Source organism: Pseudomonas abieticivorans, from assembly GCF_023509015.1.
In the GTDB taxonomy this organism is placed as follows: Bacteria; Pseudomonadota; Gammaproteobacteria; order Pseudomonadales; family Pseudomonadaceae; genus Aquipseudomonas; species Aquipseudomonas abieticivorans.
The window spans coordinates 2,757,213-2,781,590 of the sequence record NZ_CP094975.1 but is presented as its reverse complement, the minus strand read 5'-3'; the positions used below and the strand labels follow the sequence as shown (position 1 = coordinate 2,781,590).

The 24,378-nt window shown below is 62.4% G+C and carries 20 protein-coding genes; 7 read left to right on the top strand and 13 right to left on the bottom strand.

The window, feature by feature from the left end; translation table 11 throughout:
• Window position 1 precedes the first annotated feature (1 nt).
• Genes L9B60_RS12525 through L9B60_RS12515 form a run of 3 tightly spaced genes read left to right on the top strand, consistent with a single transcriptional unit; the run spans window position 2 to window position 2,427 of the window.
• Window positions 2–1,129, top strand: coding sequence for a methionine ABC transporter ATP-binding protein (locus L9B60_RS12525; RefSeq protein WP_249679056.1), 1,128 nt, complete (start codon window positions 2–4; stop codon window positions 1,127–1,129).
• Entirely contained in the window at window positions 1,119–1,763 is a 645-nt protein-coding gene (locus tag L9B60_RS12520; protein ID WP_249679055.1) for a methionine ABC transporter permease, read from the top strand. The genes L9B60_RS12525 and L9B60_RS12520 overlap by 11 nt, the downstream gene beginning before the upstream one ends.
• Before the next feature lie 37 nt (window positions 1,764–1,800).
• Window positions 1,801–2,427: a class I SAM-dependent methyltransferase gene (locus L9B60_RS12515; protein WP_249679054.1), complete on the top strand. Its 627-nt coding sequence runs from the start codon at window positions 1,801–1,803 to the stop codon at window positions 2,425–2,427.
• A gap of 22 nt (window positions 2,428–2,449) precedes the next feature.
• Here the strand turns inward: L9B60_RS12515 and L9B60_RS12510 are convergent, their stop codons facing one another.
• The 3 genes from L9B60_RS12510 to L9B60_RS12500 are packed head-to-tail and all read right to left on the bottom strand — an operon-like array spanning window position 2,450 to window position 7,676.
• Window positions 2,450–5,515, bottom strand: a complete 3,066-nt coding sequence (locus tag L9B60_RS12510) for an efflux RND transporter permease subunit (RefSeq protein ID WP_249679053.1) — start codon at window positions 5,513–5,515, stop codon at window positions 2,450–2,452.
• Window positions 5,512–6,582 (bottom strand): efflux RND transporter periplasmic adaptor subunit, encoded by a 1,071-nt coding sequence (locus L9B60_RS12505; protein ID WP_249679052.1) that lies wholly within the window; start codon window positions 6,580–6,582, stop codon window positions 5,512–5,514. Before L9B60_RS12505 ends, L9B60_RS12510 begins: the two co-directional genes overlap by 4 nt.
• Entirely contained in the window at window positions 6,579–7,676 is a 1,098-nt protein-coding gene (locus L9B60_RS12500) for an efflux RND transporter periplasmic adaptor subunit (protein ID WP_249679051.1), read from the bottom strand. Before L9B60_RS12500 ends, L9B60_RS12505 begins: the two co-directional genes overlap by 4 nt.
• A gap of 122 nt (window positions 7,677–7,798) precedes the next feature.
• Here L9B60_RS12500 and L9B60_RS12495 point away from each other — a divergent pair, with 122 nt between their 5' ends.
• Window positions 7,799–8,974 (top strand): AAA family ATPase, encoded by a 1,176-nt coding sequence (locus L9B60_RS12495; protein WP_249679050.1) that lies wholly within the window; start codon window positions 7,799–7,801, stop codon window positions 8,972–8,974.
• A gap of 261 nt (window positions 8,975–9,235) precedes the next feature.
• Here L9B60_RS12495 and L9B60_RS12490 read toward each other — a convergent pair whose 3' ends face one another.
• The 8 genes from L9B60_RS12490 to L9B60_RS12455 all read right to left on the bottom strand — a co-directional run bounded on the left by L9B60_RS12490 (window position 9,236) and on the right by L9B60_RS12455 (window position 18,335).
• Window positions 9,236–10,021: a MetQ/NlpA family ABC transporter substrate-binding protein gene (locus tag L9B60_RS12490; RefSeq protein WP_249679048.1), complete on the bottom strand. Its 786-nt coding sequence runs from the start codon at window positions 10,019–10,021 to the stop codon at window positions 9,236–9,238.
• A gap of 159 nt (window positions 10,022–10,180) precedes the next feature.
• Complete coding sequence (locus tag L9B60_RS12485; RefSeq protein ID WP_249679046.1) at window positions 10,181–11,131, bottom strand: sigma 54-interacting transcriptional regulator; 951 nt, start codon at window positions 11,129–11,131, stop codon at window positions 10,181–10,183.
• 65 nt (window positions 11,132–11,196) lie between these two features.
• Complete coding sequence (locus L9B60_RS12480; RefSeq protein ID WP_249679044.1) at window positions 11,197–11,778, bottom strand: alpha/beta hydrolase; 582 nt, start codon at window positions 11,776–11,778, stop codon at window positions 11,197–11,199.
• 619 nt (window positions 11,779–12,397) lie between these two features.
• Window positions 12,398–12,799 carry an ExbD/TolR family protein gene (locus L9B60_RS12475; RefSeq protein ID WP_249679042.1) on the bottom strand — a complete coding sequence of 134 codons (402 nt, stop codon included), beginning with the start codon at window positions 12,797–12,799 and terminating at the stop codon, window positions 12,398–12,400.
• A gap of 1 nt (window position 12,800) precedes the next feature.
• Window positions 12,801–13,526: a MotA/TolQ/ExbB proton channel family protein gene (locus L9B60_RS12470; protein ID WP_249679040.1), complete on the bottom strand. Its 726-nt coding sequence runs from the start codon at window positions 13,524–13,526 to the stop codon at window positions 12,801–12,803.
• A 25-nt stretch (window positions 13,527–13,551) separates the two neighbouring features.
• On the bottom strand, window positions 13,552–14,352 hold the full coding sequence (locus L9B60_RS12465; protein WP_249679038.1) for an energy transducer TonB: 801 nt from the start codon (window positions 14,350–14,352) through the stop codon (window positions 13,552–13,554).
• Window positions 14,353–14,601: 249 nt separating this feature from the next.
• Entirely contained in the window at window positions 14,602–15,945 is a 1,344-nt protein-coding gene (locus L9B60_RS12460; RefSeq protein WP_249679037.1) for an aryl-sulfate sulfotransferase, read from the bottom strand.
• 23 nt (window positions 15,946–15,968) lie between these two features.
• On the bottom strand, window positions 15,969–18,335 hold the full coding sequence (locus L9B60_RS12455) for a TonB-dependent receptor (protein WP_249679028.1): 2,367 nt from the start codon (window positions 18,333–18,335) through the stop codon (window positions 15,969–15,971).
• 165 nt (window positions 18,336–18,500) lie between these two features.
• Between L9B60_RS12455 and L9B60_RS12450 the strand changes: the two genes are divergently transcribed.
• Together L9B60_RS12450 and L9B60_RS12445 are read left to right on the top strand one after the other, a co-directional pair.
• On the top strand, window positions 18,501–19,451 hold the full coding sequence (locus L9B60_RS12450; RefSeq protein WP_249679026.1) for a LysR family transcriptional regulator: 951 nt from the start codon (window positions 18,501–18,503) through the stop codon (window positions 19,449–19,451).
• 94 nt (window positions 19,452–19,545) lie between these two features.
• A complete protein-coding gene (locus L9B60_RS12445; protein WP_283780611.1) occupies window positions 19,546–21,147 on the top strand; it encodes an alkaline phosphatase family protein in 1,602 nt (533 codons plus the stop codon).
• Window positions 21,148–21,253: 106 nt separating this feature from the next.
• On the opposite strand, the gene L9B60_RS12440 is transcribed toward L9B60_RS12445, so the two are convergent.
• Window positions 21,254–22,162 carry a TauD/TfdA dioxygenase family protein gene (locus L9B60_RS12440; protein ID WP_249679024.1) on the bottom strand — a complete coding sequence of 303 codons (909 nt, stop codon included), beginning with the start codon at window positions 22,160–22,162 and terminating at the stop codon, window positions 21,254–21,256.
• 158 nt (window positions 22,163–22,320) lie between these two features.
• On the opposite strand from L9B60_RS12440, the gene L9B60_RS12435 reads away from it, so the two are divergent.
• Window positions 22,321–23,235 (top strand): LysR family transcriptional regulator, encoded by a 915-nt coding sequence (locus L9B60_RS12435; RefSeq protein WP_249679023.1) that lies wholly within the window; start codon window positions 22,321–22,323, stop codon window positions 23,233–23,235.
• A 74-nt stretch (window positions 23,236–23,309) separates the two neighbouring features.
• Here L9B60_RS12435 and L9B60_RS12430 read toward each other — a convergent pair whose 3' ends face one another.
• A complete protein-coding gene (locus tag L9B60_RS12430) occupies window positions 23,310–24,320 on the bottom strand; it encodes an ABC transporter substrate-binding protein (protein ID WP_249679021.1) in 1,011 nt (336 codons plus the stop codon).
• Window positions 24,321–24,378 lie beyond the last annotated feature (58 nt).

Below are 24,378 nucleotides of genomic sequence, written 5' to 3'. Positions count from 1 at the left end.
CATGAGTCGCGCAAGCGCTCAGCGCCTACCCGACCAAGGTCCGTCCAGGCCGTCGGCTGACCAGCCCGTGCTGCATCCGGAGTTGGCTAACGCCCACGTGCGTTTTATCAACCTGGGCAAGACCTACCCAGGCGAGCAAGGCCCGGTGCATGCGTTGCAGGGCATCGACCTGACCGTGCAGCGCGGCGAAGTCTTCGGCATCATCGGCCGCAGTGGTGCGGGCAAATCGTCGCTGATCCGCACCATCAACCGCCTGGAACAGCCCAGCAGCGGCCGCGTGTTGATCGATCAGGTGGACATCGGCGAGTTCGACGAAGACCGCCTGGTGGACCTGCGCCGACGCATCGGCATGATCTTCCAGCACTTCAACCTGATGTCGGCCAAGACCGTGTGGCAAAACGTCGAGCTGCCGCTCAAGGTAGCCGGCGTGCCCCAGGGCGAGCGTCACCGCAAGGTCAACGAACTGCTGGAGCTGGTGGGTTTGAAGGACAAGCACCACGTGTACCCGGCGCAGTTGTCCGGCGGGCAAAAACAGCGCGTGGGCATTGCCCGGGCGCTGGTGCACGACCCTTCGATCTTGCTTTGCGACGAGGCCACCTCGGCGCTGGACCCGGAAACCACTGCGTCGATCCTCGGACTGTTGCGCGACATCAACCAGCGCCTGGGCCTGACCATCGTGCTAATCACCCACGAAATGGCCGTGATCCGCGAGATCTGCGACCGCGTGGTGGTGCTGGAGCGCGGCAAGGTGGTCGAGCAAGGGCCGGTGTGGCAAGTATTCGGCAACCCGCAACATGAGGTCAGCAAAACCTTGCTGGCGCCCTTGCAGCATGGCTTGCCGGCCGAGTTACGAGAGCGTTTGCACGACTACCCCGTGAGCCCCAATGCCGCCCTGGTACTGGGCCTGCGCCTGACCGGCAGCGACGGCCAGGCGCCGGACCTGTCGGCGTTGTTCCACAGCCTGGGCGGGCGCGTCAGCCTGTTGCAGGGCGGCGTGGAACGCATTCAGGGCCATGCCTTGGGCCAGTTAGTGATATCAATCGCGCAGTCGCCACTGAACCGCGAACAATTGGTCGAGCGCGCTGCGCTCTGGGCGCAACAGGTGGAGGTGCTGGGTTATGTGGCTTGAACGTTTGTGGCAAGGCATTCTCGATACCTTCCTGATGGTCGGGGTGTCGTCGGCCCTGGCGTTGGTGCTGGGCATTCCGTTGGCGGTGATCCTGGTCACCAGCAGCAAGGGCGGGATCTATGAAGCCCCGGCGCTGAACCGCGTGCTGGGTGCCTTCGTCAACCTGTTCCGCTCCATTCCCTTTTTGATCTTGATGGTGGCGCTGATACCGTTCACCCGGCTTATCGTCGGCACCACCTACGGTGTCTGGGCCGCCGTGGTGCCACTGACCATCGCTGCCACGCCATTTTTTGCACGCATTGCCGAAGTCAGCCTGCGCGAGGTGGACCATGGCCTGATCGAAGCGGCGCAGGCCATGGGTTGCCGCCGCTGGCACATCATCTGGCACGTGCTGCTGCCCGAGGCTCGGCCGAGTATCGTCGGCGGCTTTACCATCACCCTGGTGACCATGATCAATTCCTCGGCCATGGCCGGCGCAATCGGTGCTGGCGGCCTGGGCGACATCGCCTACCGCTACGGCTACCAACGCTTCGACAGCCAGGTGATGTTCACCGTGATCGTATTGCTGGTGGTGCTGGTGGCGTTCATCCAGTTTGGCGGTGATCGGCTGGCCAAGGTGCTGAACAAGCGCTGAGGTATGATGGGCCATCAATCTACACCCGGCCCCCGCTATGACCCTCAAGCCCGAAGACCTGCAACAGATCACCGACACCACCGTCGGCCACTACAACCAAGTGGCCGACGACTTTCGCGAAGGCACCCGCGACCACGACGTGAGCCAGAACATCGAGGCGTTGTTGCGGCACATTCAGGCGCCAGCGCCGGTGCACGTCCTCGACTTCGGCTGCGGCCCGGGTCGCGACCTGCGCACGTTCACCCGCCTGGGCCACATCGCCGTGGGCCTGGATGGCTCCGAGCGCTTCGCCACCATGGCCCGCCAAGACAGCAGCTGCGAAGTGCTGCACCAGAATTTCCTGCAACTGGACCTGCCCGCTGGCCGCTTCGACGGCATCTTCGCCAACGCCGTGCTGTTCCACATCCCCCGCCAGGAACTGCCCCGCGTACTGGGCCAATTGCATGCCACGCTGAAAGACGGCGGCGTGCTGTTCAGCTCCAACCCACGGGGTGATAACCAGGAAGGCTGGAATGGCGAACGCTATGCGTCATACCACGACCTGGCGGCGTGGCAGGCACTATTGACGCAAGCGGGCTTTGTGGAGCTTGAGCACTACTACCGCCCGGCAGGCTTACCGCGGGACCAGCAGCCTTGGCTGGCCAGTGTTTGGCGCAAGGTTTGAGGTCAATGGCCGACCCTGCGCGCTATAACGCCTTATTGCGCTCGGCCTCACTAGGCTCCTTGATCTTGTACCAAGCCACATAAAGCGCCGGCAGGAACATCAGCGTCAGCACCGTTGCCACGATGATGCCGCCGATCATGGCGTAGGCCATCGGGCCCCAGAACACTTCGCGGGCGATGGGGATCATGCCCAGGCTGGCCGCCGCAGCGGTCAGCAGGATTGGCCGGCGGCGGTGCTGGGTGGCTTGCATCACGGCGTCCCATGGCTCGTAGCCGTCCTTCTCATAGAGGTCGATCTGGGTCACCAAAATCACCGAGTTGCGGATGATGATGCCGATCAGCGCCAATATCCCCAGGATCGCCACGAAGCCCATCGGCGTGCCGGTGGGCACCAGCGCCAGCACCACGCCGATCAGGCCCAAGGGCGCCACGCTCGCTACCAGGAACATCTTCTGCACGCTGTGCAGCTGGATCATCAGGAACGTCGCCATCAGGAAGATCATCAACGGTACCACCTTGGCGATCGGCCCCTGCGCCTTGCCGCTTTCTTCCACGGTGCCGCCGGTGGCGACCTTGTAGCCAGCGGGCAGGCCGGCGGCGAATTTATCGATCTGTGGCTTGAGCTGCTTGACCAGGTCGGTGGGCTGGATCTCGTCGCGCACCGCCGCCTTGAGGGTGATGGTCGGCTTGCGGTCGCGGCGCCACACCAACGGTTGTTCAAGCTCATAGCGCACGGTGGCGAAGGCCAGCAGCGGAATCGAGGTGCCACTGGGCGTGACGATCTGCAGGTTTTGCAGGGTGTCTGGCGAGCCGCGCTCGGCATCTTCGGCGCGCCCCACCACGTTCACCAGGTAAATATCATCGTTGACCTGGGTCACCGCCGAGCCGCTGACGATACTGTTCATCAACTTGGCCACGTCTTCGGAAGACAGCCCCAACTGGCGGGCCTTGTCCTGGGCGATGTCGATGCGCAGCACCTTGCCTGGCTCGTTCCAGTCGTAAATCATCTCGCCAATGTGTTGGTTCTTGTCCAGCAGGGTCGCCAGGTCAATGGCATGCCTGCGCACTTGGTCGATGTTTTCACCGCTGACCCGATACTGGATCGGCCGCCCCACCGGTGGGCCCATCTCCAGCGCCTGCACGTAGCTGCCGACACCGACGAAATCTTGTCGCAGGCGTTTGCGCAAGCGCTCCATCAACGCACCGCGCTCCTCCAGGCCCTTGCTGACGATCACCAATTGGGCGTAGTAGGGGTTCTCCAATTGCTGGTCCAGCGGCAGGTAGAAACGAATGGCGCCTTCGCCAATGTAGGTGCTCCAGCGCACAATGTCCGGGTCGCCCTTGAGCGTGGCTTCCAGGCGGTCGACCGCCTTTTGGGTTTCGGCAATCGAGGCGTTTTGCGGCAGGTTCAGGTCGACGAGAATCTCGGGGCGGTCGGAGGAAGGGAAAAACTGGTTTTGCACGAAGCGCATGCAGAACACCGACAGGGCAAAGATCACGACCGTGAAGATGATCGTGGTCCAGCGGTGGCGCATGGAAAACAGCAGGCCATGGTTAAACACCTTACCGATGCGCCCGGGCTCATCGGAATGCTTCTTGATGTTCTGGCTGAGGATGTGCACGCCGATCACCGGCGCGAACAGCACCGCCACCACCCACGACACCAGCATGGCCACGGCGATTACCGCGAACAGGGTGAAGGTGTATTCGCCCGCCGAGCTGGCGTTCAAACCGATGGGCACAAAGCCTGCCACCGTGACCAGGGTGCCGGTCAGCATCGGGAACGCCGTGGAGTGATAGGCAAAGGTAGCCGCCTCTTCCTTGGAGTCCCCCAGCTCCAGGCGCGTGACCATCATCTCCACGGTGATCATCGCGTCGTCCACCAACAGCCCCAGGGCGATGATCAACGCCCCCAGGGAAATCCGCTGCATGGTGATGCCGCTGTACTCCATGAACACGAACACCATGGCCAGTACCAGCGGGATCGAGCACGCCACCACCAGCCCGGCGCGCACGCCCAGGCTGACGAAGCTGACCACCAGCACGATGATCACCGCCTCGAACAAAGCGCTGGTAAAGCCGCCGACGGCCTCCTCGACCACCTCGGCCTGGTCGGACACGTTGTGCACGCCCACGCCCACTGGCAGGTCGGCGGTGAGCGAATTCATGCGTGCATGCAGGTCCTTGCCGAAGGCCTGGATGTTGCCACCATCGCGCATGGCAATGGCCAGCCCAATGGCCGGCTGGCCGTTGAAACGGAACATTGGCGAGGGCGGGTCGACGTAGCCACGGCTGATGTCGGCCACGTCGGCCAGGCGATAGAAACGGTCATTGAGCCTGAGGTTAACCGCGGCCAAGTCCTTCTGCGAAGTGAACTGCCCAGAGGTACGCACCGAGATTCGTTCCGGCCCGGCCTCGATCACCCCTGCGGGGGTCACCGCGTTCTGTGCCTGCAGTGCTTGCACCACCTGGCGCTGGTCGATGCCCAGCGCGGCCAGTTTGCGCGTGGAGAAATTCAGGTACAGCACTTCGTCCTGCTGGCCGATCATCTCGACCTTGCCCAGGTTTGGCACATCGCGAATCTCGGCGCGGACCTGCTCCACGTAGTCGCGCAACTGGCGCATGCTCAAGCCGTCGGCGGTAAACGCATAGATCGAGCCGTACACGTCACCGAACTCGTCGTTGAACGCCGGCCCTTGCAGGCCTTGAGGGAAGCTGCCACGGATGTCGTCGATCTTCTTGCGAACCTGGTACCAGATCTCTGGGATGGCCTTGGCGTTGGTGGTGTCGCGCAGGTACACGAACACCGTGGATTCGCCTGGGCGGGTATAGCTTTTCACGTAATCCAGGGAGTCCAGCTCCTCGAGCTTTTTCTCGATGCGGTCGGTGACCTGCTTGAGGGTCTCGTCCTGGGTCGCGCCCGGCCAGCGGGTCTGGATCACCATGGTCTTGATGGTGAACTTAGGGTCTTCTTCACGGCCCAGGTTGAGGTAGGAGAACACCCCCATCAACAGCGCGACGAACATGAGGTACCAGACAAACGACTGGTGCTTGATGGCCCATTCGGACAGGTTGAAACTCCCTTTCATCGCGGGCTTTCCTCATCGACTTTTACTTTCTGGCCTGGCTTCAGGCTGTTCACGCCCGCACTGACCACCCGCTCGCCGCTCTTGACCCCAGCGCTGACCACAACTCGGTCATCGGCCTGGCTCAACACCTTGACCACACGCGGTGCAACGGTCTGGTTCTGCGCATCGATCACCCAAATCTGCGCGTGGCCGTCGACCTGCTGCACGGCACTGGTCGGCAATTCGATGCGCGGCTCAATGGCAGAGCTCAGGGTTACGCTGATGGCCGTGCCCAGGCGAAAGCCTGCCGGGGTATCGGCCAGTGTCAGCCGAGCGCGGCGGGTGCGCGTGGCGCTGTCGGCCTGGGGTTCGAGTTCACGCAAGGTCGCGCTGGTGTTGATGGCAGGGTCCAATTGCGCCGCTACCTGGAACTTCACGTCGGCGGGCAATTGCTCGGCCATGCCCGCCGGCAGGTCGATTACCGCTTCCTTGATGTCCGGGCGCGCCAGCGTGACCACTTCCTGCCCGGCACTGACCACCTGGCCGGCTTCGACCTTCCATTCGGTGACGACTGCATCGTGGTCGGTACGCAGCTCGCTGTAACTCAACTGGTCCTTGCTTTGGTTGACCGCGGCCTTGGCCTGGTCAAGTGAGGCCTGGGAGGTTTTCAGGTCGGTTTGCGCCACGTCCAACTGAGCCTGGGCGCCCACGCCACGGTCGAATAATTCCTGTTGCCGGCGGGCATTGGCCTGGGCGTTGATGAACTGCGCCTGGACCCTGGCCAGGTCACCCTGGCTTGAGCGCAATTGGTTCTGCAGGTCGGTGGGGTCAAGGGTGGCGAGCAGGTCGCCCTTTTTTACCTCGCTGCCTACGTCGACCTGGCGCGCCGCGATGCGCCCTGACACGCGAAAGCCCAGGGTGCTTTCGTAGCGCGCCTGGATGTTCCCGGCAAAGCGCCCCAACTGCGCCAGGTCCTGGGACTGCACCTGCACCGACAGCACCGGGCGCACGGGCTCAGGCGGTGGCGGCTCTTTGGAACAGGCGCCGAGCAACAGGCCGCCCAGCAACAGCCATGACCGGCGACTCATTGTTTGGCGTCCTTGTTCTGTGGCGTTTGTTCGGCGATTTCAACCTGCATCTCCGGGTGCAGCAACTGCCCCCCGGCCACCACCACTTTCTCACCCGCCTGCAAGCCGCCACTGATCACCACCTTGCCCGTCAGGTAACGGGCCACGGTGACCTTGTGCAGGTTGACCTTGTCTTGAGCATCCACCACCCACACCGCTGGCTCGCTCAAGTCCTTGGTCAGCGCCGACCAGGGCAACTCGACGCTAGGGCTGGTGGGGCCACTGAGTGCACCGCTGACTACCGAGCCCAGTTGCATGCCCGGCGGCAGGCTGTCCAGGGTGACCTTGACTTGCAAAGTGCCGGTTTGCGCCGACACCGCCGGGGTGACTTCGCGCACGGTGCCCATGGTTTTCACCGTGGCGTCTTCAAGCAGGCTGACCGGCACGCGCTGGTCGGTCGGAGGGTCGACGAACAGCGATTCATAAACGTTGAACACCGCATCGCGATCACCGTCGCGGGCCAGGCTGAAGATCGGCACCGTGGCCTGCACCACTTGGCCGACCTCGGCCTGGCGCGCGGTAATCACCCCCGGCGCCTCGGCCACAAGGTCGGTGTAGCTCAATTGCTCGCGGGCGCTGGCCAGTTGGGCGTTGGCCGCGGCCAGCGCGCTTTGGCTGCTACGCAAGGCGGCTTCGGCCGAATCGTATTCGCTGCGGCTGGTGTAACCCTTGGGCAGCAGTTTTTGCTGGCGCACAAAAGCTGCGCTGGTCTGTTTGACCCGCGCCTGCTCGGCGAACACCGAAGCCTTGGCCGAATCGACGTTGGTCTGCAGGTCCTTGGGGTCGAGCTTGGCCAGCACCTGGCGGGCCGACACCCGATCACCCACGTCGACCATGCGCTGGATGATCTTGCCACCCACGCGGAACGACAGCTGGGTTTGCACCCGCGCCTGGACATCGCCGGTCAGGTTGACCGCAGCCGCAAACTGGCTGGTCTCGACTTCCTGCACGCGCACGCGCGGGTGCTCGGGTTGCGCGGGTTTCTTGTCGCCGCAAGCGGCCAACAAAGCGATCACGCTCAGGCCTGCGAGGTACTTCCATCCAAGAGCAGCCATGCAGGCTCCTTTGCGTGTGCTTCGGCTCGGTGAACATGCGACTGTCAGCGTAGTTCAGGGTTCCAGTCCCAACCGCTGTTATAGTTCAATACCTTGCACTTACCGCGCATGGACGCAGATCAATGCTTTCGACCCTGGCCGTGGCCCACTACCGCTCCATCAACCAGTTGGTGATGCCCCTTGGGCGTTTGAACCTGATCACCGGGCCCAATGGCAGCGGCAAATCCAACCTGTACAAGGCCCTGCGGCTGCTGGCGGAGACCGCCCAAGGCGGTGTGGTGAACGCCTTGGCGCGCGAAGGCGGGCTGGATTCGACCTTCTGGGCAGGGCCTGAGGCAATCAGCCGGCGCATGCTCAGCGGCGAAGTGCCGGTGCAGGGTGGCGGGCCGCGCAAAAAGGTTTCGCGCCTTCGCCTGGGCTTCGCCGCCGAAGACTTCAGCTACGCGATCTCGCTAGGCCTGCCCGAACCGCCCCCGCCCATGAACCTCTCGGCCTTTGCCCTGGACCCGGAGATCAAGCGCGAGTGCATCTGGGCCGGCGCCGCGTACCGCCGCGCCAGCCTATTGGTAGACCGCGCAGGCCCCATGATCCGCGCACGTGAAGGCCGCGGCTGGGATGTGCTGGCGCAGCACACGCCGACCTTCGACAGCCTGTTCGACCAAGTTGGCAGCCTGCGCGGTTCGCCCGAAGTGCTGATGCTGCGCGAGCACATTCGTGGCTGGCGCTTTTACGACCACTTTCGCACCGACGCCGAAGCCCCGGCGCGCCGCACGCAAATCGGCACCCGCACGCCCGTGCTGCACCACGACGGCCGCGACCTGCCGGCCGCCTTGCAAACCATCGTTGAAATCGGCGACCCCGAGGCTTTGCATCAGGCGATCAGCGATGCCTTTCCGGGCTGCACCCTGAAGATTAGTGCTGAACTGGGCGGCCACTTCGCCGTGGAGTTTTATCAACACGGCCTGCTGCGCCCCCTCTCGGCCGCCGAGCTGTCCGACGGCACCTTGCGCTACCTGCTGCTGGTGGCCGCCCTGCTAACCCCCCGCCCACCGACGATGATGGTGCTCAACGAACCGGAAACCAGCCTGCACCCGGACCTGCTGCCGGCCCTTGCCCGTCTGATCATCCTGGCCTCGCAGCGCTGCCAGGTATGGGTGGTGTCCCACGCCAGCCGGCTGATCGCGGCACTGGAGCAAGACCCGGAGTGCAATGCCATCCGCTTGCAGAAGACGCTGGGGCAGACGGAGATCGTTGGCCAAGGGATACTGGATGAGCCGGTGTGGCATTGGCCGGATTGAGTGCGTGCCCTTTTGCCCTCACGCGGATCCAAATATTTCCCGCCACCCACGGATCTTTTCTGAGCCCTTGCTGCCCAAATCTTTCTTGGCCTTTTTTACCCTCAAGGAAGATAAAAATGAACAACACTCCTTCTCTGAAAAAACTCGACCCCAAAGAAGCCCTCAAGCTGCTGGCCGCCCTGCGCCGTGCGGTAAAAGCCGGGCAATAAAAAACGCCGACGCTGTACCAGCCGTCGGCGTTGAAACAGGTGTGCCTGCGTATCAGAACGCTGGCAGTACCGCGCCGTTGTACTTCTTGGCGATGAAGGCTTTCACTTCCGGGCTGGTCAGGGCGGCGGCCAGTTTCTTCATGGCGTCGCTGTCCTTGTTGTCCGGGCGGGCAACCAGGTAGTTCACGTACGGCGAGTCGGCGCCTTCGATCAGCAGGGCGTCCTTGGCTGGGTTCAGGCCAGCGTCCAGGGCGTAGTTGGTGTTGATCATGTCCAGGTCAACCTGGTCGAGGGCGCGCGGCAGCATGGCCGATTCCAGCTCCTTGAACTTCAGGTGCTTCGGGTTCTCGGCAATGTCTTTAGGCGTGGCCAGTGCGTTCTTTGGATCTTTCAGGGTGATCAAGCCAGCTTTCTGCAGCAGCAGCAAGGCACGGCCGCTGTTGCTGCCTTCGTTCGGGATGGCCACGGTAGCGCCGTCTTTGAGCTCTGACAGCGACTTGATTTTCTTGGAGTAGCCGCCGAAGGGTTCGACGTGCACGCCGACCACGGTCACAAGGTTGGTGCCCTTGCCTTCGTTGAAGTTCTTCAGGTACGGCAGGGTCTGGAAGTAGTTGGCGTCCAGACGCTTCTGGTCTACCTGCACGTTAGGCTGAACGTAGTCGGTGAACACCTTGATTTCCAGGTCCACGCCTTCTTTGGCCAGGGTAGGCTTGATCAGCTCCAGAATTTCCGCGTGCGGGACCGGAGTGGCAGCGACCACCAGTTTCTCGTTGGCGTTGGCAAAACCGCCGATCGACAGCGCGGCTGCCAGGGCAGTGAACAACAGGGCCTTTTTCATGCAATGTCCTTAATCGTGTGGGGTGCCAGCGACTTGAGGGCTGGCTTGGGGCGGACAATACCGATTATTTTTATACCAAGACAATATCTTTTATTTAGCTGCTTATGCCTTTTTGATCAAAACCCGGCAAAACGCCATCTCGGCGCCCGGTGCATGCAACTAGTACCCCTGTTGCGCCAAACGCAACGCGGCACTGTCCAACACCGCCTTGAGCCCCGAAAGCTGCGAACCAGAGGCTTGGGCGAAAATTTTCGCCAGCGTGCGCTCAATCTCGTCCAAAGGCTCTGCGCTGTCGGGCAAGTTCAAGTGTTCCGGCAGAATCTCGTCGCCGCTGCTTACCAGCAGGGCAAAGTGAATGACGTTTTCAAGCTCACGAGTATTGCCCGGCCAACTATAACGCTCCAACACTGACTGGGCTGCCTCGCTGATCAAGGGCACTGGCAGGCTCAGGCGCTGGCTGTAAATGCCGACGAAATATTCGGCCAGCGAGAGGATGTCCCCGGCCCGCTCGCGCAATGCCGGCAGGTCCAGGCTCCCTTCGCTCAGGTAATTGAACAGGCGCTCGTTGAAGTTGCCCGCGGCCACTGCCTGGGCCAGGTCGATGCTCGAAGCTGCCACAAGGCGAACGTCGACCGGGCTGGGCTGGGAAGCGCCAACGCGAGTCACCTCATGGTTTTCCAACGCCGCCAGCAGCTTGGTCTGAATCGCCAGCGGCAGATCACCGATTTCATCCAGGTACAACGTGCCGCCATTGGCCGAGCCGAACCAGCCGGCGCGGCTGCTGGCCGAAACGCTATGGCTGCCGGCGGTGTAGCCAAACAACTCGGCATCGGCATAGGTGGGGCTGATGGCACCGCAATTGACCGACACGAACAAGCCGCCCCGATCACTGGCGCGGTGAATGTGCCGCGCCAACAATTCCTTGCCAGTACCGGACTCACCGCGGATCAACACCGGCAAGGCGCGCGGGGCCAATTGCTCAAGGTCTTCGCGAAGTTGCCGCGAGCGCGGGTCAACGAACACCAGGGCTTTGGCGCGGATGCTCAGCGGGCTTTTGTCGGCGTCGGGAAAGGTCAGCAAGGGCTGGCCAAACGATTCATGCAAGTTCATGGCAAAACTCCCGCCCAGGCTATGAGGGGCCTGGGCGTTTTTAGAATAAAGCGCGGCGCGAGTGATCAGGCGCGGCGCAGGGAATGCTGTTCCAGGCGGCTTTGCAGGCGATACAGGTAAGCAAAACCCTGCTCCCAACGGCGGTGCCCGGACTTGACGTTGATGTGCCCGCCCCCGGCCAGGATGCCGGCTTCGGCGCCCCAGTCACGGGCCAGTTGCAACGCCCGCGGCGCACTGATGGCCGGGTCGTTATCCGAGGCCACCACCTGGCTTGGGAAAGGCAGCAGGTGGCGAGGAATCGGCGCAAAGTTCTGCAATGCCGGCGGGCAGTTCGGCCGCTCGACGTCCGCAGGGGCGACCAGCAAAGCGCCATGCACCTTGCGCAAGGCGCTACGTGTGGCTTGCTCGGCCCAGTGGGCAACCGTCACGCAGCCCAGGCTATGGGCGATCAGGATCACCGGCGTATCGGCAGCGTCCACCGCTTCGTCGAGTGCCGCCACCCAGTCGCGGCGTTGCGGCACCATCCAATCGGCCTGTTCCACGCGGGTACTGTTGGGCAGGCTGTCCTGCCAATGGGTTTGCCAGTGATCCTGTGGCGAACCCTGCCAGCCCGGCACAATCAGGTAGCGGATAGACTCGTTGCGCATGGGATACGCCTCCTGCATCGTTTGCGTTTGAGCAAAGTATAGGGGCGTCGCATATATTCGTTAAGGAATAAGAAGCTATTTGTTAATAACTTATAACGATATATCGCAGCGTTACCAAAATGCGGTACGGCGCGACCAATGTGGGAGCAAGCTGCCCATCGCAAGCAAGCTTGCTCCCACACAAAGCCCTAAAAAATGCACCTGCAGTACACCCAAGGCAGTCAACACCTCTCCACCAGACTGCAGCACGTTGCAGCAAATGTGGGAGCAAGCTTGCTTGCGATAGGCCGCGCGGGCGGCCGGTAGTGGCCGCTATTGAGTCGCCAACCAAGTCCATCGCAAGCAAGCTTGCTCCCACACAAAGCCCTAAAAAATGCACCTGCAGTACACCCAAGGCAGTCAACGCCTCTCCACCAGACTGCGGCACGTTGCAGCAAATGTGGGAGCAAGCTTGCTTGCGATAGGCCGCGCGGGCGGCCGGTAGTGGCCGTTATTGAGTCGCCAAGCAAGCCCATCGCAAGCAAGGCTTGCTCCCACATTGGTTCAGAGCGGGGTTAAGCCAAAAAAAAAGGGCCACCCCCTGCCTAAGGAGTGACCCTTGCAACCATGCGGCCTACCCTCACCGCGCGGTGATCACCGACAGCTTGGTGATACCCGCCTTTTCGATCTGCGCCATGGCCTTGGCCACCGCGCCGTAATTCACGCCATCATCGGCCTGCAGTTGCACCCGCACCTGTGGGTCCTTGGTCTTGGCCGCCTGCAGGTTGGTTTCCAGCAGGTCAGCCTGAATCTCGTCTTTATTTATGAACAATTTACCTTCGCCGTTGATACTTACGACCAACGGATCTTTTTGCTCCACCGGAGCCACGGCCTCGGTCTTGGGCAGGTTGATCGGGATCGAGTTGGTCAGCAGCGGCGCCGTCACGATAAACACCACCAGCAGTACCAGCATCACGTCCACCAACGGCGTCACGTTGATCTCACTCAGTACTTCATCGCTGTCCTGGGTTGAAAAGGCCATGTCAGGACGCCTCCTTCACTTTCTGCCCGGCTGCACCTTGAGCGGCTTTGTTGGCAGTGGGGTGCACCAGCACGCGGAACGAGCTCTTTTGCGCCAGGCTGTAGAAGTCGTGGGCGAAGTCATCCAGGTCGGCGGCGGTCAGCTTCAGGCGGCGCAGGAAGTAGTTGTAAACCAGCACCGCCGGTACCGCGACCGCGATACCCACGCCGGTGGCAACCAGTGCCGCACCGATCGGGCCGGCCACGGTTTCCAGGCTGGCGGAGCCGGCCGCGCTGATACCCTTGAGGGCTTCCATGATGCCCCACACGGTACCGAACAGGCCGATGAACGGCGAGGTGCTACCAATACTGGCGACCACGGCCAAGCCGGTTTCCAGCGAGCGGCGCTCACGCACGATCTGTTGGCGCAGGGCGCGCTCCAGGCGGTCCTGATGGTTGATCGACTGGCTGAGGTCAGTGGCATGGCCTGGCTCGCCTACCTGGATGGCGGCATAGCCGGCCTGGGCCACGCGGGCAGCGGCGCCGGGCTGGGTTTGCGCAAGGTCTGCCGCCGAATCAAGGCTTGAAGCGGCCCAGAATTGTTTGTGGAAGCGGCGGTCCTGGTTCTTCAGGCGTGCGAACTGAAAGCCCTTGAGCAATGCCAGGCCCCAGGTAGCAACCGAGAAAATCACCAGCAGCCAGATCACCGCGCCTTCGATGGATTGGAGAGGAGAAGCCAAAGTACTCATGATGTATTCCTTCTGTTAGCGCGAATTAGCGGATCTTGAAGTCGATGGGGACGCTGACCCAGCCGTCCTGGGCGACATCGCCTTGCTTGGCAGGGACGAAACTCCAGCGCTTGACGGCGGCCAGTGCCGCGTCGTCGAGTTGCTGGCGACCACTGCTGGTCTGAATCTGGATTTCACCCGGCTTGCCGGTGGCCAATACATGCACCCGCAGCAACACCGTGCCTTCCCAGCCGCGACGCTGGGCCAGCGACGGGTATTCCGGCGCCGGGTTCTTCAAGTACGCCGCGTTGGCCGAAGCCGGGGTCACCGGTTTGGGCGCGGGCGGGGCTGGCGGCGCGGGTGGCGCGGCCGGCTGTGGTGGGGCAGGCGGTTGCTCGACCGGCTTGGGAAGCGGTTTGGGTTCAGGCTTGGGTACCGGCTTAGGCTTGGGCTTGGGGATCGGCTTGGGCGGCTTTTTGGTCGCCAACTCGTCCTCCACCGGCGGTGGTGGCTCTACCACCGGTTGCACCACCGGTTCAGGTGGTGGCGGCGCGGGCGGCGTCGGGGCAGAAAACTCGATGGTCATCGGCGGAATTTCCGGCGGTACGATCGGTAGCGCGGCGGCGGGCTTCTGGCTTAACCAAACGATCACCGCGCCATGCAGCACCAGCGCGAAAATACCTAGCAGAATCCCTTCACGACGGCTCAGCACGCCCTTGGGGGTGCTTTGCAGCCGCGACTGGCCCAGCGGCGTGCGGTGCGCTCGGCCCAGGTCCACCAACTCGCCGCCGGGTGCGTGGCGCCATAGCGCTTGCTGTGCACTGGCTGCGGTCTGGACATTGCCCATTGTTCAACTCCTGCGTTTCATCTGCGATAAGTCGAGGCTGGCCTCACGGGTTGAATGATCGACTCGTCTTGCTTATCACCGAAAGTAATCTTTCAAGTTATGGATAGAACTAAAACGTATAATCAATTTTTGGAAATCGCGCAAAGCCACGCGGCTCAAGGCTTTGCGCCCGGCGCCAAAAACACCATGCCTTGCCGGCATTCAAAATATTCGGCCAAGGCATGGGTTTTGAGGGCTCTGGGCCGGGCCTTAGCGGCTGACGTTGGCGTTCTTGATGGCCGCATCAGGCGCTATCACAGCGGTTTCCGAACGTGGCGTGCCAGCGGGTACCCAGTCGTAGCTCACCGGCAATGCGCGGTACACCCAATTACTGATGCCCTCGCCCCCAGGGGCCTTGCCCAGGTAAGGGCTCACGTATTCCCAGACGATCTCGCCCTTGTCTGTCACCTGGAAAAAGCGCCCGTTCATGCCTTCATCGATCAGCGTGTTGCCGTTGGGCAAGCGTCGCGCGCTGCTGATGAACGAGCTGTAGAAGGCCCAGTTAGGCTGCTTGGAGTTAGCCGCGCTGTACTGCCACACCACTTGCCGGGTGATGGGGTCGATTTCCAGCACCCGCGAGCCGGCGATCATGCCCAACGGTGCCGAGGGGTAGCCAGCGGTGCCCTGGTTGTCGAACACCAGCAGGTGGCCCGCACCCGGCAGGCCAGCCGGGATGATGTGGGCGTCATGCTGGCCGACGAACTGGTCCACCGGGCGCGGCAGTTGCTGCGCGGTTTTCGGGTTGATGGTCGGCAGGTTCGGGCCCAGGTGCCAGACCACCTTGCCGCTGGCCTTGTCGATGATCGCGATGAAGTTGGCGTTGCGTGAGTCCAGCAGCAGGTTGTCGGGGGCAAAGCGCTTGTCACCGGCGTCGAACCACTGGTTGGGGCCCACCACGCTGAGGTTATTGATGTGCAGGTAGTCGGCGTCCTTGGTGGCGCGTACCAGCTTCAATTGCGCCGGGGTAAAACCGAACTCGTTGAGGTGCTCGCTGGCAAGCCAGGTCCATTTCACCCCGCCTTGCGGGCTGACCTCATACACCACGTCATCGATCAACTCCGGCACCTTGAAGCCGTCCACCTTGTGCACGCGGTTGGCCAGCACCAAGGTGTTGCCATTGCTCAGGCGGCGTTGGTCATGGTGCTGCTGCGCGGCGCCACCGGGTGCCTTGTCGCCCCATTGCCACACCACTTTGCCGTCCCAGTCCAACTCACCGACCGCCTGGTTGCCCAGGCCGTTGCCCGCCGAGCCGAGCTTGCCGGCGTCCTTGTCGGCCAGTTGCAGCAACACATGGCCACGCTCGCCGCCCACCAGCTTGGGGTCGATGATGGCCGAGGGGAAACCGGCCTTGGGCCAGGTTTTGACCTCGTTGCCGTTCATGTCGATCAGGTGGGTTTGCTTATCGGCGCCGCTGAAGATCACATACTGGTTGTAAGCCTTGGCCGGGTCATAGCGGGTCACGCCAGTGGGGTACACACTGGGTGCAGCCTGGGCCGCAAGGCTTGCGAAAACACTGGCGATGGCCAGTGGCAGAGCTGCTTTGAATACTCGCATGTTCAAGTTCCTTATGGGGGCGATCAGAAGTCGTAGCGGCCGGTCAGGCCCAGGGTGCGTTCGCTGCCCAGCAGGCCGCTGTAGCCACCGTTGGCCTCGCTCCAGAGCGTGGTGTAGTAGGTCTTGTCAAAGGCGTTTTTCAGCCACAGCGAAACGTCCCACTGGCCTTGGCCCAGGTCGCCGCGAAAGCCGGTGGACAGGTTGACCAGGCCATAGCCCGGGATCTGCGCGTATGCCGAATCCTCGACCGTACCCACGGCCTTGGAGCGGTAGGCGTAGCTGGCGGTCACGTACTCTTGCAGGCCGTTATCCCAGTTCCACTTGTATTCGCCGTTGGCGTTGGCGATGTACTTGGAAGCCCCCACTACCTGGTGCCCGGTCAGGTCGCACGACGCCGGCGCACCAGCCTGGAAGCTGACTTCCGGCGGGCATGGCGCGTCTTTGTAGGAGGTGTAGCGCACGTCGTTGTATGAACCATTGAGGTTCAAGGTCAGGCCACGGATGGGCACCAGGATGCTTTCCAATTCCAGGCCACGCGAGCGCACGGCACCGGCGTTGGTGAGGTACTGCACGCGGTTGGCGTCGTCGTAGGCGGTGGTCTGGTAGCCGTGCACCTCGGTCCAGAACAGGTTGCCGTTAAGTTGCAGGCGGTTGTCCCACAGCGTGCTCTTGACCCCCAGTTCCAGGTTGTTCGCGCGTTCGGTACCGATCAGCAGCGAATCGGCGCCGGCCGTTGGCGCGGTACCGACAGTCAGGTTTACCCCGCCGGATTTTTCACCATGGGACAGCGTGGCGTAACCCAGCACGTCATCGGTGAAGTGGTAGCTCAGGTTCAGCAAGCCCGAGGGGCTGGCGCTGTACTGGCTCAAGTCGCCGGAATCGTAGGCGCCATAACGGGCGTTGCGCGCAGTCAGCGCAGCGCCGGTGACGGCCGCGCCGCCGACTGGCGCGTTACGGTTCACCCAAGCGCTTTTCTCTTCGTAGGTGCCGCGGATCCCGGCGGTGAAGTCCAGCTTCGGCGTGAGGTGCCAGGTGCCCTGGGCAAACAGCGCGAAGCTGTTAGTCTCGATGTGGCCCTTGCCCACGCTCGAGGTGTTGGCCAACGCACCGGCCGGCGTGCCGTTCCAGATATCGGCCAACGGCCCGTTGTAGGTGAAGGATTTGTTGTCCAGCTTGTTGCCGAAGTAGTAGGCGCCCAGCACGTAGTCGAACGCGCCACCGGTGGGCGAGGCCAGGCGAAATTCCTGTGACCACTGCTTGTCTTCCACTGACACGCCGGCGTTGTACGACACCGGCACATTCAGGCCGTCGTCGTTGCGCGGGGTAAAGTCCCACCAGCGGTAGGAACTGACCGAGGTCAGGGTGAAATCGTTGGGCATTTTCCAGTTGGCTTCCACCGAGCCGCCGCCCTGGTGCACGGTCACGCGTTGATCACTGTCCAGGTTGACCTTGCGATCGGAGCCGTCGACCAACGTGGCGCCCGCCGCTGCGGCACGAGACTCGTAACGGTTGACGCCGTTGATGGTCGGCCCGGTACTGGTCAGCACGCGGGTGCCGGCGCTGGAGCTTTCCTCGTTGTAGTCGCCAATGAAGCGCAGGCTGAAGTCTTCGTTGGGCTTGAACAGCAATTGGCCACGAAAGCCTTCGCGCGAGCCGCCATTGAGGTCATGGCCGTCGTATTCGTTTTTGATGTCGCCGTCGCTGCGGCTGCGATAAGCCGAGAAGCGCCCGGCCAACTCGTCGGTCAGCGGCCCGGAAACAGTGCCCTTGGTTTGAAAATAGCCATCCTGCCCCACCGAGGTCTCGATGCTGCGCTCCGGGGTGAACGTTGGCTGACGGGTGCTGATGTTGATCACCCCCGCCGTGGTGTTCTTGCCGAACAGCGTGCCTTGCGGGCCGCGTAGCACTTCCAGTTGCTCGATGTCCATCAGGTCGAACACGGCCATGCCTGGCCGGCCAAGGTAGACGTTGTCTATGTACAACCCCACGCTGCCTTCCAGGCCATCGCTGGCCGGGTTGTTGCCAAGGCCGCGGATCGAGATGCTGGACTGGCGCGCATGCATGTAGGCCACGTTGAGGCTGGGCGTCAGTTGCTGCAGGTCCTGGATGCGGTACACACGCTGGCTTTCCAGCGCCTGGCCACTGACCACACTGATGGGCGTGGGCACGCTTTGCGAGCTTTCTTCGCGGCGCCGCGCAGTCACGGTCACGGTCTTCAGGTGCGCGTCGTCGGCCTTTGCCTTGGTGGCAGCGGCGGGCTCTGCGGTATTGGTGGTTTCGTCGGCGGCGTAGCCATGGGACCAGCCAGCGCAACCCGCCAGCATCAAGGCCAACGGCAGACGCTTGAGTCGCCTTGAGGATATCGGGGAGATGGGTCGGGACTGGTTCATAGCGGCTCCTGAGTGAAGGAATCTGAATGCGGCGTTGATCGCCGAATATTCCTTTCAGTTATATATTTATGTATTTCTAAAGATTTACTGCATAAGTGATTGCCTTTATAAGGAGTCCACCAGCGGCAGAGCAAATGCATTTGCCCGATACTTTTTATGTGAAAAATGCATATAGACTTGCGCCAACTTCGCCACCTGATCGCCCTGGCCGAACACCGCAGCTTCGTCGGTGCCGCGGCGGCCGTTAACCTCTCCCAGTCGGCGTTCAGCCGCAGCATCCAGGCGCTGGAGCACAGCGTCGGCTGCCAACTGGTGGACCGTGGGCGCAAGGACCTGGCCCCCACCAAGCAGGGCCTGGTGGTGCTCGAACACGCACGTCGGCTGGTCAGCGGCGCACGCCAACTGAGCAATGAGATCAGTCAGTTCAATGGCCTGGAGGCCGGGGAATTGCGCTTCGGCTGCGGCCCGGCACCGGCTTCGGGGTTGGTTCCGCGGGCGGTAGGCAGCTTTATCGGGCGCTACCCCAAGGCGCGCGTGCAGTTCCAGGTGGATGACTGGCACAGCCTGAACAAGCGGTTGCTGGCCGAGGAGTTCGAGTTCTTCGTGGCCGATACTCGCCACTTCGAGGCCGACCCGGAGTACCACACCCAGCGGCTGCGCCCACGCCGCTGGCACTTTTGCTGCCGCGTCGGGCACCCGCTGGCGCAGTTGGAAAGCGTCAGTGCCCAAGCGCTGTTCAGTTACCCGCTGGCCGTCAGCATCCGCCCACCCAACCTGCGCAAGGTGATCGTCGACCTGTGCGGGCGGCAAGACTTCGTGCCCAACGTGGAATGCGAAAACAGCTTCAGCCTACTGGGCGTGGTGCTGCGTTCGGACGCCATCGGCATCAGCGGCTCCTACGGCGACGCCATGCACTTGGCCAAGGGTGAGTTGGTCAAGCTGCGCATCGAAGGCCTCGACGAAAATTGCGAGGAGCTGTACACCCGCTACGGCATCGTCAGCCGCAGCGGTTACCGGCTGTCACCGCTGGCCGAGGCGATGATCGCCGAGATCCGCCAAATCGATGAGCAAGAGATCGCCAACGAGCCCTATGCCCTGGAAAACCTGGCAGTGTGATGCAGCGCCTGCATGGCAAGTATTCAGGGAATGCGCTTGCCGCTGCCGGTTGAACACCTCGAAATAGCGTGATTGAAAACGTTAGAGGTGCCCCGTGACCAAGCCTGTCCGTAACGTGCTGTACATCATGTGCGACCAACTGCGTCGCGACTATTTGTCGTGCTACGGCCACCCGCACCTGCACACCCCCAACATTGATCGCCTTGCCGCCGCCGGCGTGCGTTTCAGCCGGGCCTACACACAGGGCACCATCTGCGGCCCGTCGCGGATGTCGGCCTACACCGGCCGCTACGTGAGCAGCCATCAAGTGGCCTGGAATGCCGTGCCGCTGCCACTGGACGAGCTGACCATCGGCGACTACTTGCGCCCGGCCGGCATCCGCACCGCACTGGTCGGCAAAACCCACGCCACGCCCAACAGCGATGCCCAGCAGCGCTTGGCCATGGCCCCCGACAGCGTTCAGGCGCAGCAGCTCAACGAGGTCGGTTTCGAGGCCTATTTCCGTCATGACGGCCTATTCCCCGACGACCCGGTGTTCGATGGCAAGCGCGAGGGGGCGCCCTATACCCATTACCTGCGCGGCCTCGGCTACGCCGGTAAAAACCCATGGCACGACTGGGCCAACGCCGCTGCCGGCGAAAACGGCGAGATACTCAGCGGCTGGAAGATGCGCCACTCGCACCTGCCAGCGCGCGTGCCCGAGCAGCACTCGGAAACTGTCTACACCACCGATCGTGCCATCGACTTCATCGGCGAACAGGGCGAGCAACCTTGGTGCCTGCACCTGTCCTACATCAAGCCGCATTGGCCCTACATCGCCCCCGCGCCCTACCACGCACTGTATGGCGCCGAGCAGGTACTGCCTGCCGTGCAGCCTGCGCAGATCAGCGACCACCCGGTATACGCCGCTTTCCGCCAGCATGAAGAGAGCCGCAACTTCTCCCGCGAGGAGGTGCGCCTGAACGTGATCCCCACCTACATGGGCCTGATCAAGCAGGTCGACGACCAACTGGGGCGCTTGTTCGACTACCTGCAAAGCAATGGCCGCTGGGATGACACCCTGATCGTATTTACCAGCGACCACGGCGACTTCCTGGGTGACCACTACCTGGGCGAAAAGGAGTTCCTGCTGGAGCAGGCGGTGGGCGTGCCACTGATCGTGCGCGACCCGCGCCCAGCGGCAGATATCACCCGAGGCACCGTGGACGACCGGTTGGCCGAAACCATCGACGCACTGCCGACGTTCCTGGAAGCGTTGGGCCTGCCCGCCGCCGATCATCGCCTGGAAGGTCGCTCGCTAGTACCGCTGCTGCACGGCGCCACGCCAAACTGGCGCAAGTACGCCATCGCCGAATACGACTACGCCTTCCAGGCCCCCGCCCGCGAACGGCTGGCCCAACCGATCGACCGCTGCCGCATGTACATGGTGCGCAGCGAACGCTTCAAGTACCTGGCGTACGACGGCTACCGGCCGCAGCTGTTTGATTTGCAGAACGACCCGCAAGAGTTGCATGACCTGGGCGTAGACCCGGCTTATTCAGCCGTGCGCGAAGAGCATCAGGGGTATCTGTTCGATTGGCTGCGCGGGTTGAAGCGCCGCACCACCATCAGCAACCAAGAGATTGATGTACGTGGGCAGCGGTTTCGGTATGGCGAACCGGAAGAGGAGAAGATGGTGCCGATCGGGGTGTGGTAGCCCCCCACTCTGTAGGAGCGGATTCATCCGCGAAAGCCACGCCTCGGTATACCTGTGACACCGCGTTGGCCTTTTCGCGGATGAATCCGCTCCTACAGAGAAAGGATCAGTCGCGCCCTTTGGTGGTGACACTGCGCTGCCCTTGCACCCCCACTGGCACTTCACCTTGCAACGTCACCCGGCGCACGATGCGCTCCTGGGTGCCGTAGTCGTCCACCGCGTAATGCTGGGTGGAGCGGTTATCCCAGATCGCCACGTCGCCCACGCTCCAGCGCCAGCGCACAGTGTTTTCCAGGCGTGTGACGTGGCTTTGCAGCAGGCCGAACAAGTGCGCGGAATCGGTTTGCGAGTAGCCCTTGATGCGCTTGACGAAATGCCCCAGCAGCAGGGATTTCTCGCCGCTGATGGGGTGCACGCGCACCACCGGGTGCTCGGTTTCGTAAACGGTGGAGGTGAAGACCTTGCGGTAGCTTTCCAGGCGCTCGGCTGAGACATTCGGCTTGGCGCCGGCGTAGTCATATTCGTTGCTGTGCACGGCCCACAGTTTGTCGGCCAGGGCACGGACGTCTTCGCTCAGGTCGTTGTAGGCCGCAGCCGTGTTCGCCCACACAGTGTCGCCACCAGATGTCGGGGCAATCACCGAGCGCAGGATCGAGGCCTTGGGATAGGCGTCTACGAAGGTCACGTCGGTGTGCCAGGAGTTGGCGCGCTGGCCATCGGCACCGCTCAGTTGCAACAGGTAGCGGGTGCCGTCGCGCACCGGCACGGTGGGGTGCGCCACCGGCTCGCCGAGCAGATGGGCGAAGGCTTCCTGGCTTTGGTCGTCCAGGTGGGTTTGCCCGCGAAAGAAGATCACCTTGTATTGCACCAGCGCGGCCTGGATGGCCTCGATCACGGCTGGCGAGAGGTCTGCGCCCAGGGTGACGCCACGGATTTGGGCGCCGATACGGCCGGCCACCGGGTGGATATCCAGTGCGTGGGTAACGGGTTTCACGGCTAATGCGGCATTGCTCATCGGTTGACCCTCGATTTTGGCTTGGCTCTATTTATATTCCAAACGGTTCTATTTAAAAGGCAAATGCTTCGTTGACGGAATAAGAGCTTGCATTTAAAACCTCTACCCAGCCTGTGGGCCAATACCTTCGACCTATTTTTCGAATGCCGGGAATGCATATGGATCTGCGACAGCTGCGCTACTTCATCGCCTTGAACGAACACCGCAGTTTTGTCCGTGCGGCCGATGCCATGGGCATCACCCAACCGGCCTTCAGCCGCAGCATCCAAGGCTTGGAACAAGAGTTCGGCTGCGTGCTGGTGGACCGCGGCAGCAAAGATTTGCGCCCCACGCCCGAGGGCCACGTAGTGCTGCAGCACGCCTTGAGCCTGGTCAAGGGCGCGGCCTTGCTCAGCAGTGAAGTGACGCAGATGACCAAGCTCGATGCTGGCGAACTGCGCTTCGGTTGCGGGCCGGCACCAGCAATCAAACTGGTGCCGGATGCGGTGTCGCGGTTTATTAACGCCCACCCCAAGGTGCGGACCTATTTCGAGGTCAATAACTGGGAAAAATTGAGCCGTAGCCTGAACCGCGAAGAGATCGAATTCTTCATCGCCGACATCCGCCATTTCGAGGCCGACCCCAACTTTCAGACCCAGGCCCTTACGCCCAAGCGCGGTGTGTTCTTTTGCCGCCCCGACCATCCGCTGCTGGCCAAGGAAAGCTTGTCGACCAACGATATGTTCGACTACCCGCTGGCCGCCACGCTCATACCGCCGGGTATCCGCAAGCTGTTGGCCAACCTGAGCGGCAAGGCGGACTTCAGCGTGAACATCGAAAGCGATCACTTTGGTGCCCTGGTGAAGATCGTGCGGCAAACCAATGCCATCGGGATTGGCAGCGAAGAGGCGTTCATCAATGACATCGAACCCGGCTCACTGGTGCGCTTGCACTGGCGCAACTTGCCGCAGAACCTGGAAAGCCTGAGCGCGCGTTGCGGGATCGTCAGCCGCACGGGGTTCCGCTTGTCGCCGGCGGCGCGGGAGATGATCGAGACGATATTGAGGTTGGATGTGGTGGAGGACGCGGCTTGAGAGTTGGGGTGGCCTTTTCGCGGATAAATCCGCTCCCGTAGGAGCGGATTTATCCGCGAACCAAACGCCGCCGATCAGAGCGCTTTGTCCGCCACCCAATCCGTCACTTTGAACGGCTTGCGAATCAAGCGCTGCTGCGCCGCCAGATCCACCGAGCCCTGCAGTTTGGCCAGGAACGGCGCATCCAGTTGCGAGGCGAACAGCACGCTTACATCCAACCCCTTCAAGTCTTCATGCAGGATTGCCGGCGGGTAGCTGGACAGGCCCGCCACCAGTTGCACATAGGCTTCCTTGTTGCGCTCTTGGGTTAGCCACTGCACGGCTTGCTCCTGGGCCTTGAGCAAGTGCGCGACCACGTCCGGGTGGGCGTCGACAAAGCCACCCGCCCCCACCAATACACTCTGCACGCTGCCGGCACCGTTGAGGTCCAGGGTATTGAGCGGCAGCTCAGCCAGGCCGCGCTGTTGCAAGGAAGTAAGGCCAGAGAGGCCCCAGGTGGCATCGATCTGTTTGGCAGCCAAGGCGGCCACCGCTGAATTGAAGTCCAGATTGATCACCTTCAAATCCTTTTCGCTCAGGCCCTGACTGGCCAGCGCGGCATCAAACGACAGCTGGTTGGCGGTGCCACGGAACACCGCGACGCGCTTGCCCTTGAGGTCTTGTAGGGTCTTGATGCCCGAGCCCGGGACCACGCCCAGATACTCCTTTACGCCACGGCCAGTGGCACTCAACAGGCGAGTGTCCAGCCCATTGGACTTGCCGATGATCGCGGCCAGGTCACCCAGGTAGGCGAAATCCACCTGGCCGTTGGCGAACGCTTCGTTGATGACGGGGCCGGCGCCCTTGAAGAAATTCCACTGCACCTTGATGCCGTCGGCAGCGAAGGCTTTTTCCAGCAACTGTTGGCTGCGCAACACGTCGACCACGCCACCGCCGCTGTGCTCGGCCCCAGCGCTCAAGTCTGGTACGGCGATACGGATCTCCTTGACCTCGCCTGCTTGGGCCATCGCCGCAAAGCAGCCAAGCAGGCCCGCGAGTACGGGTACGGCAAACACACTGGCGACACGGTTGAAGGGGACTTTCATAACGGCTGCTCCTGGCTGAATCACGCGATAAGGGCGCCAGTCAGGCACAACTTGAGCC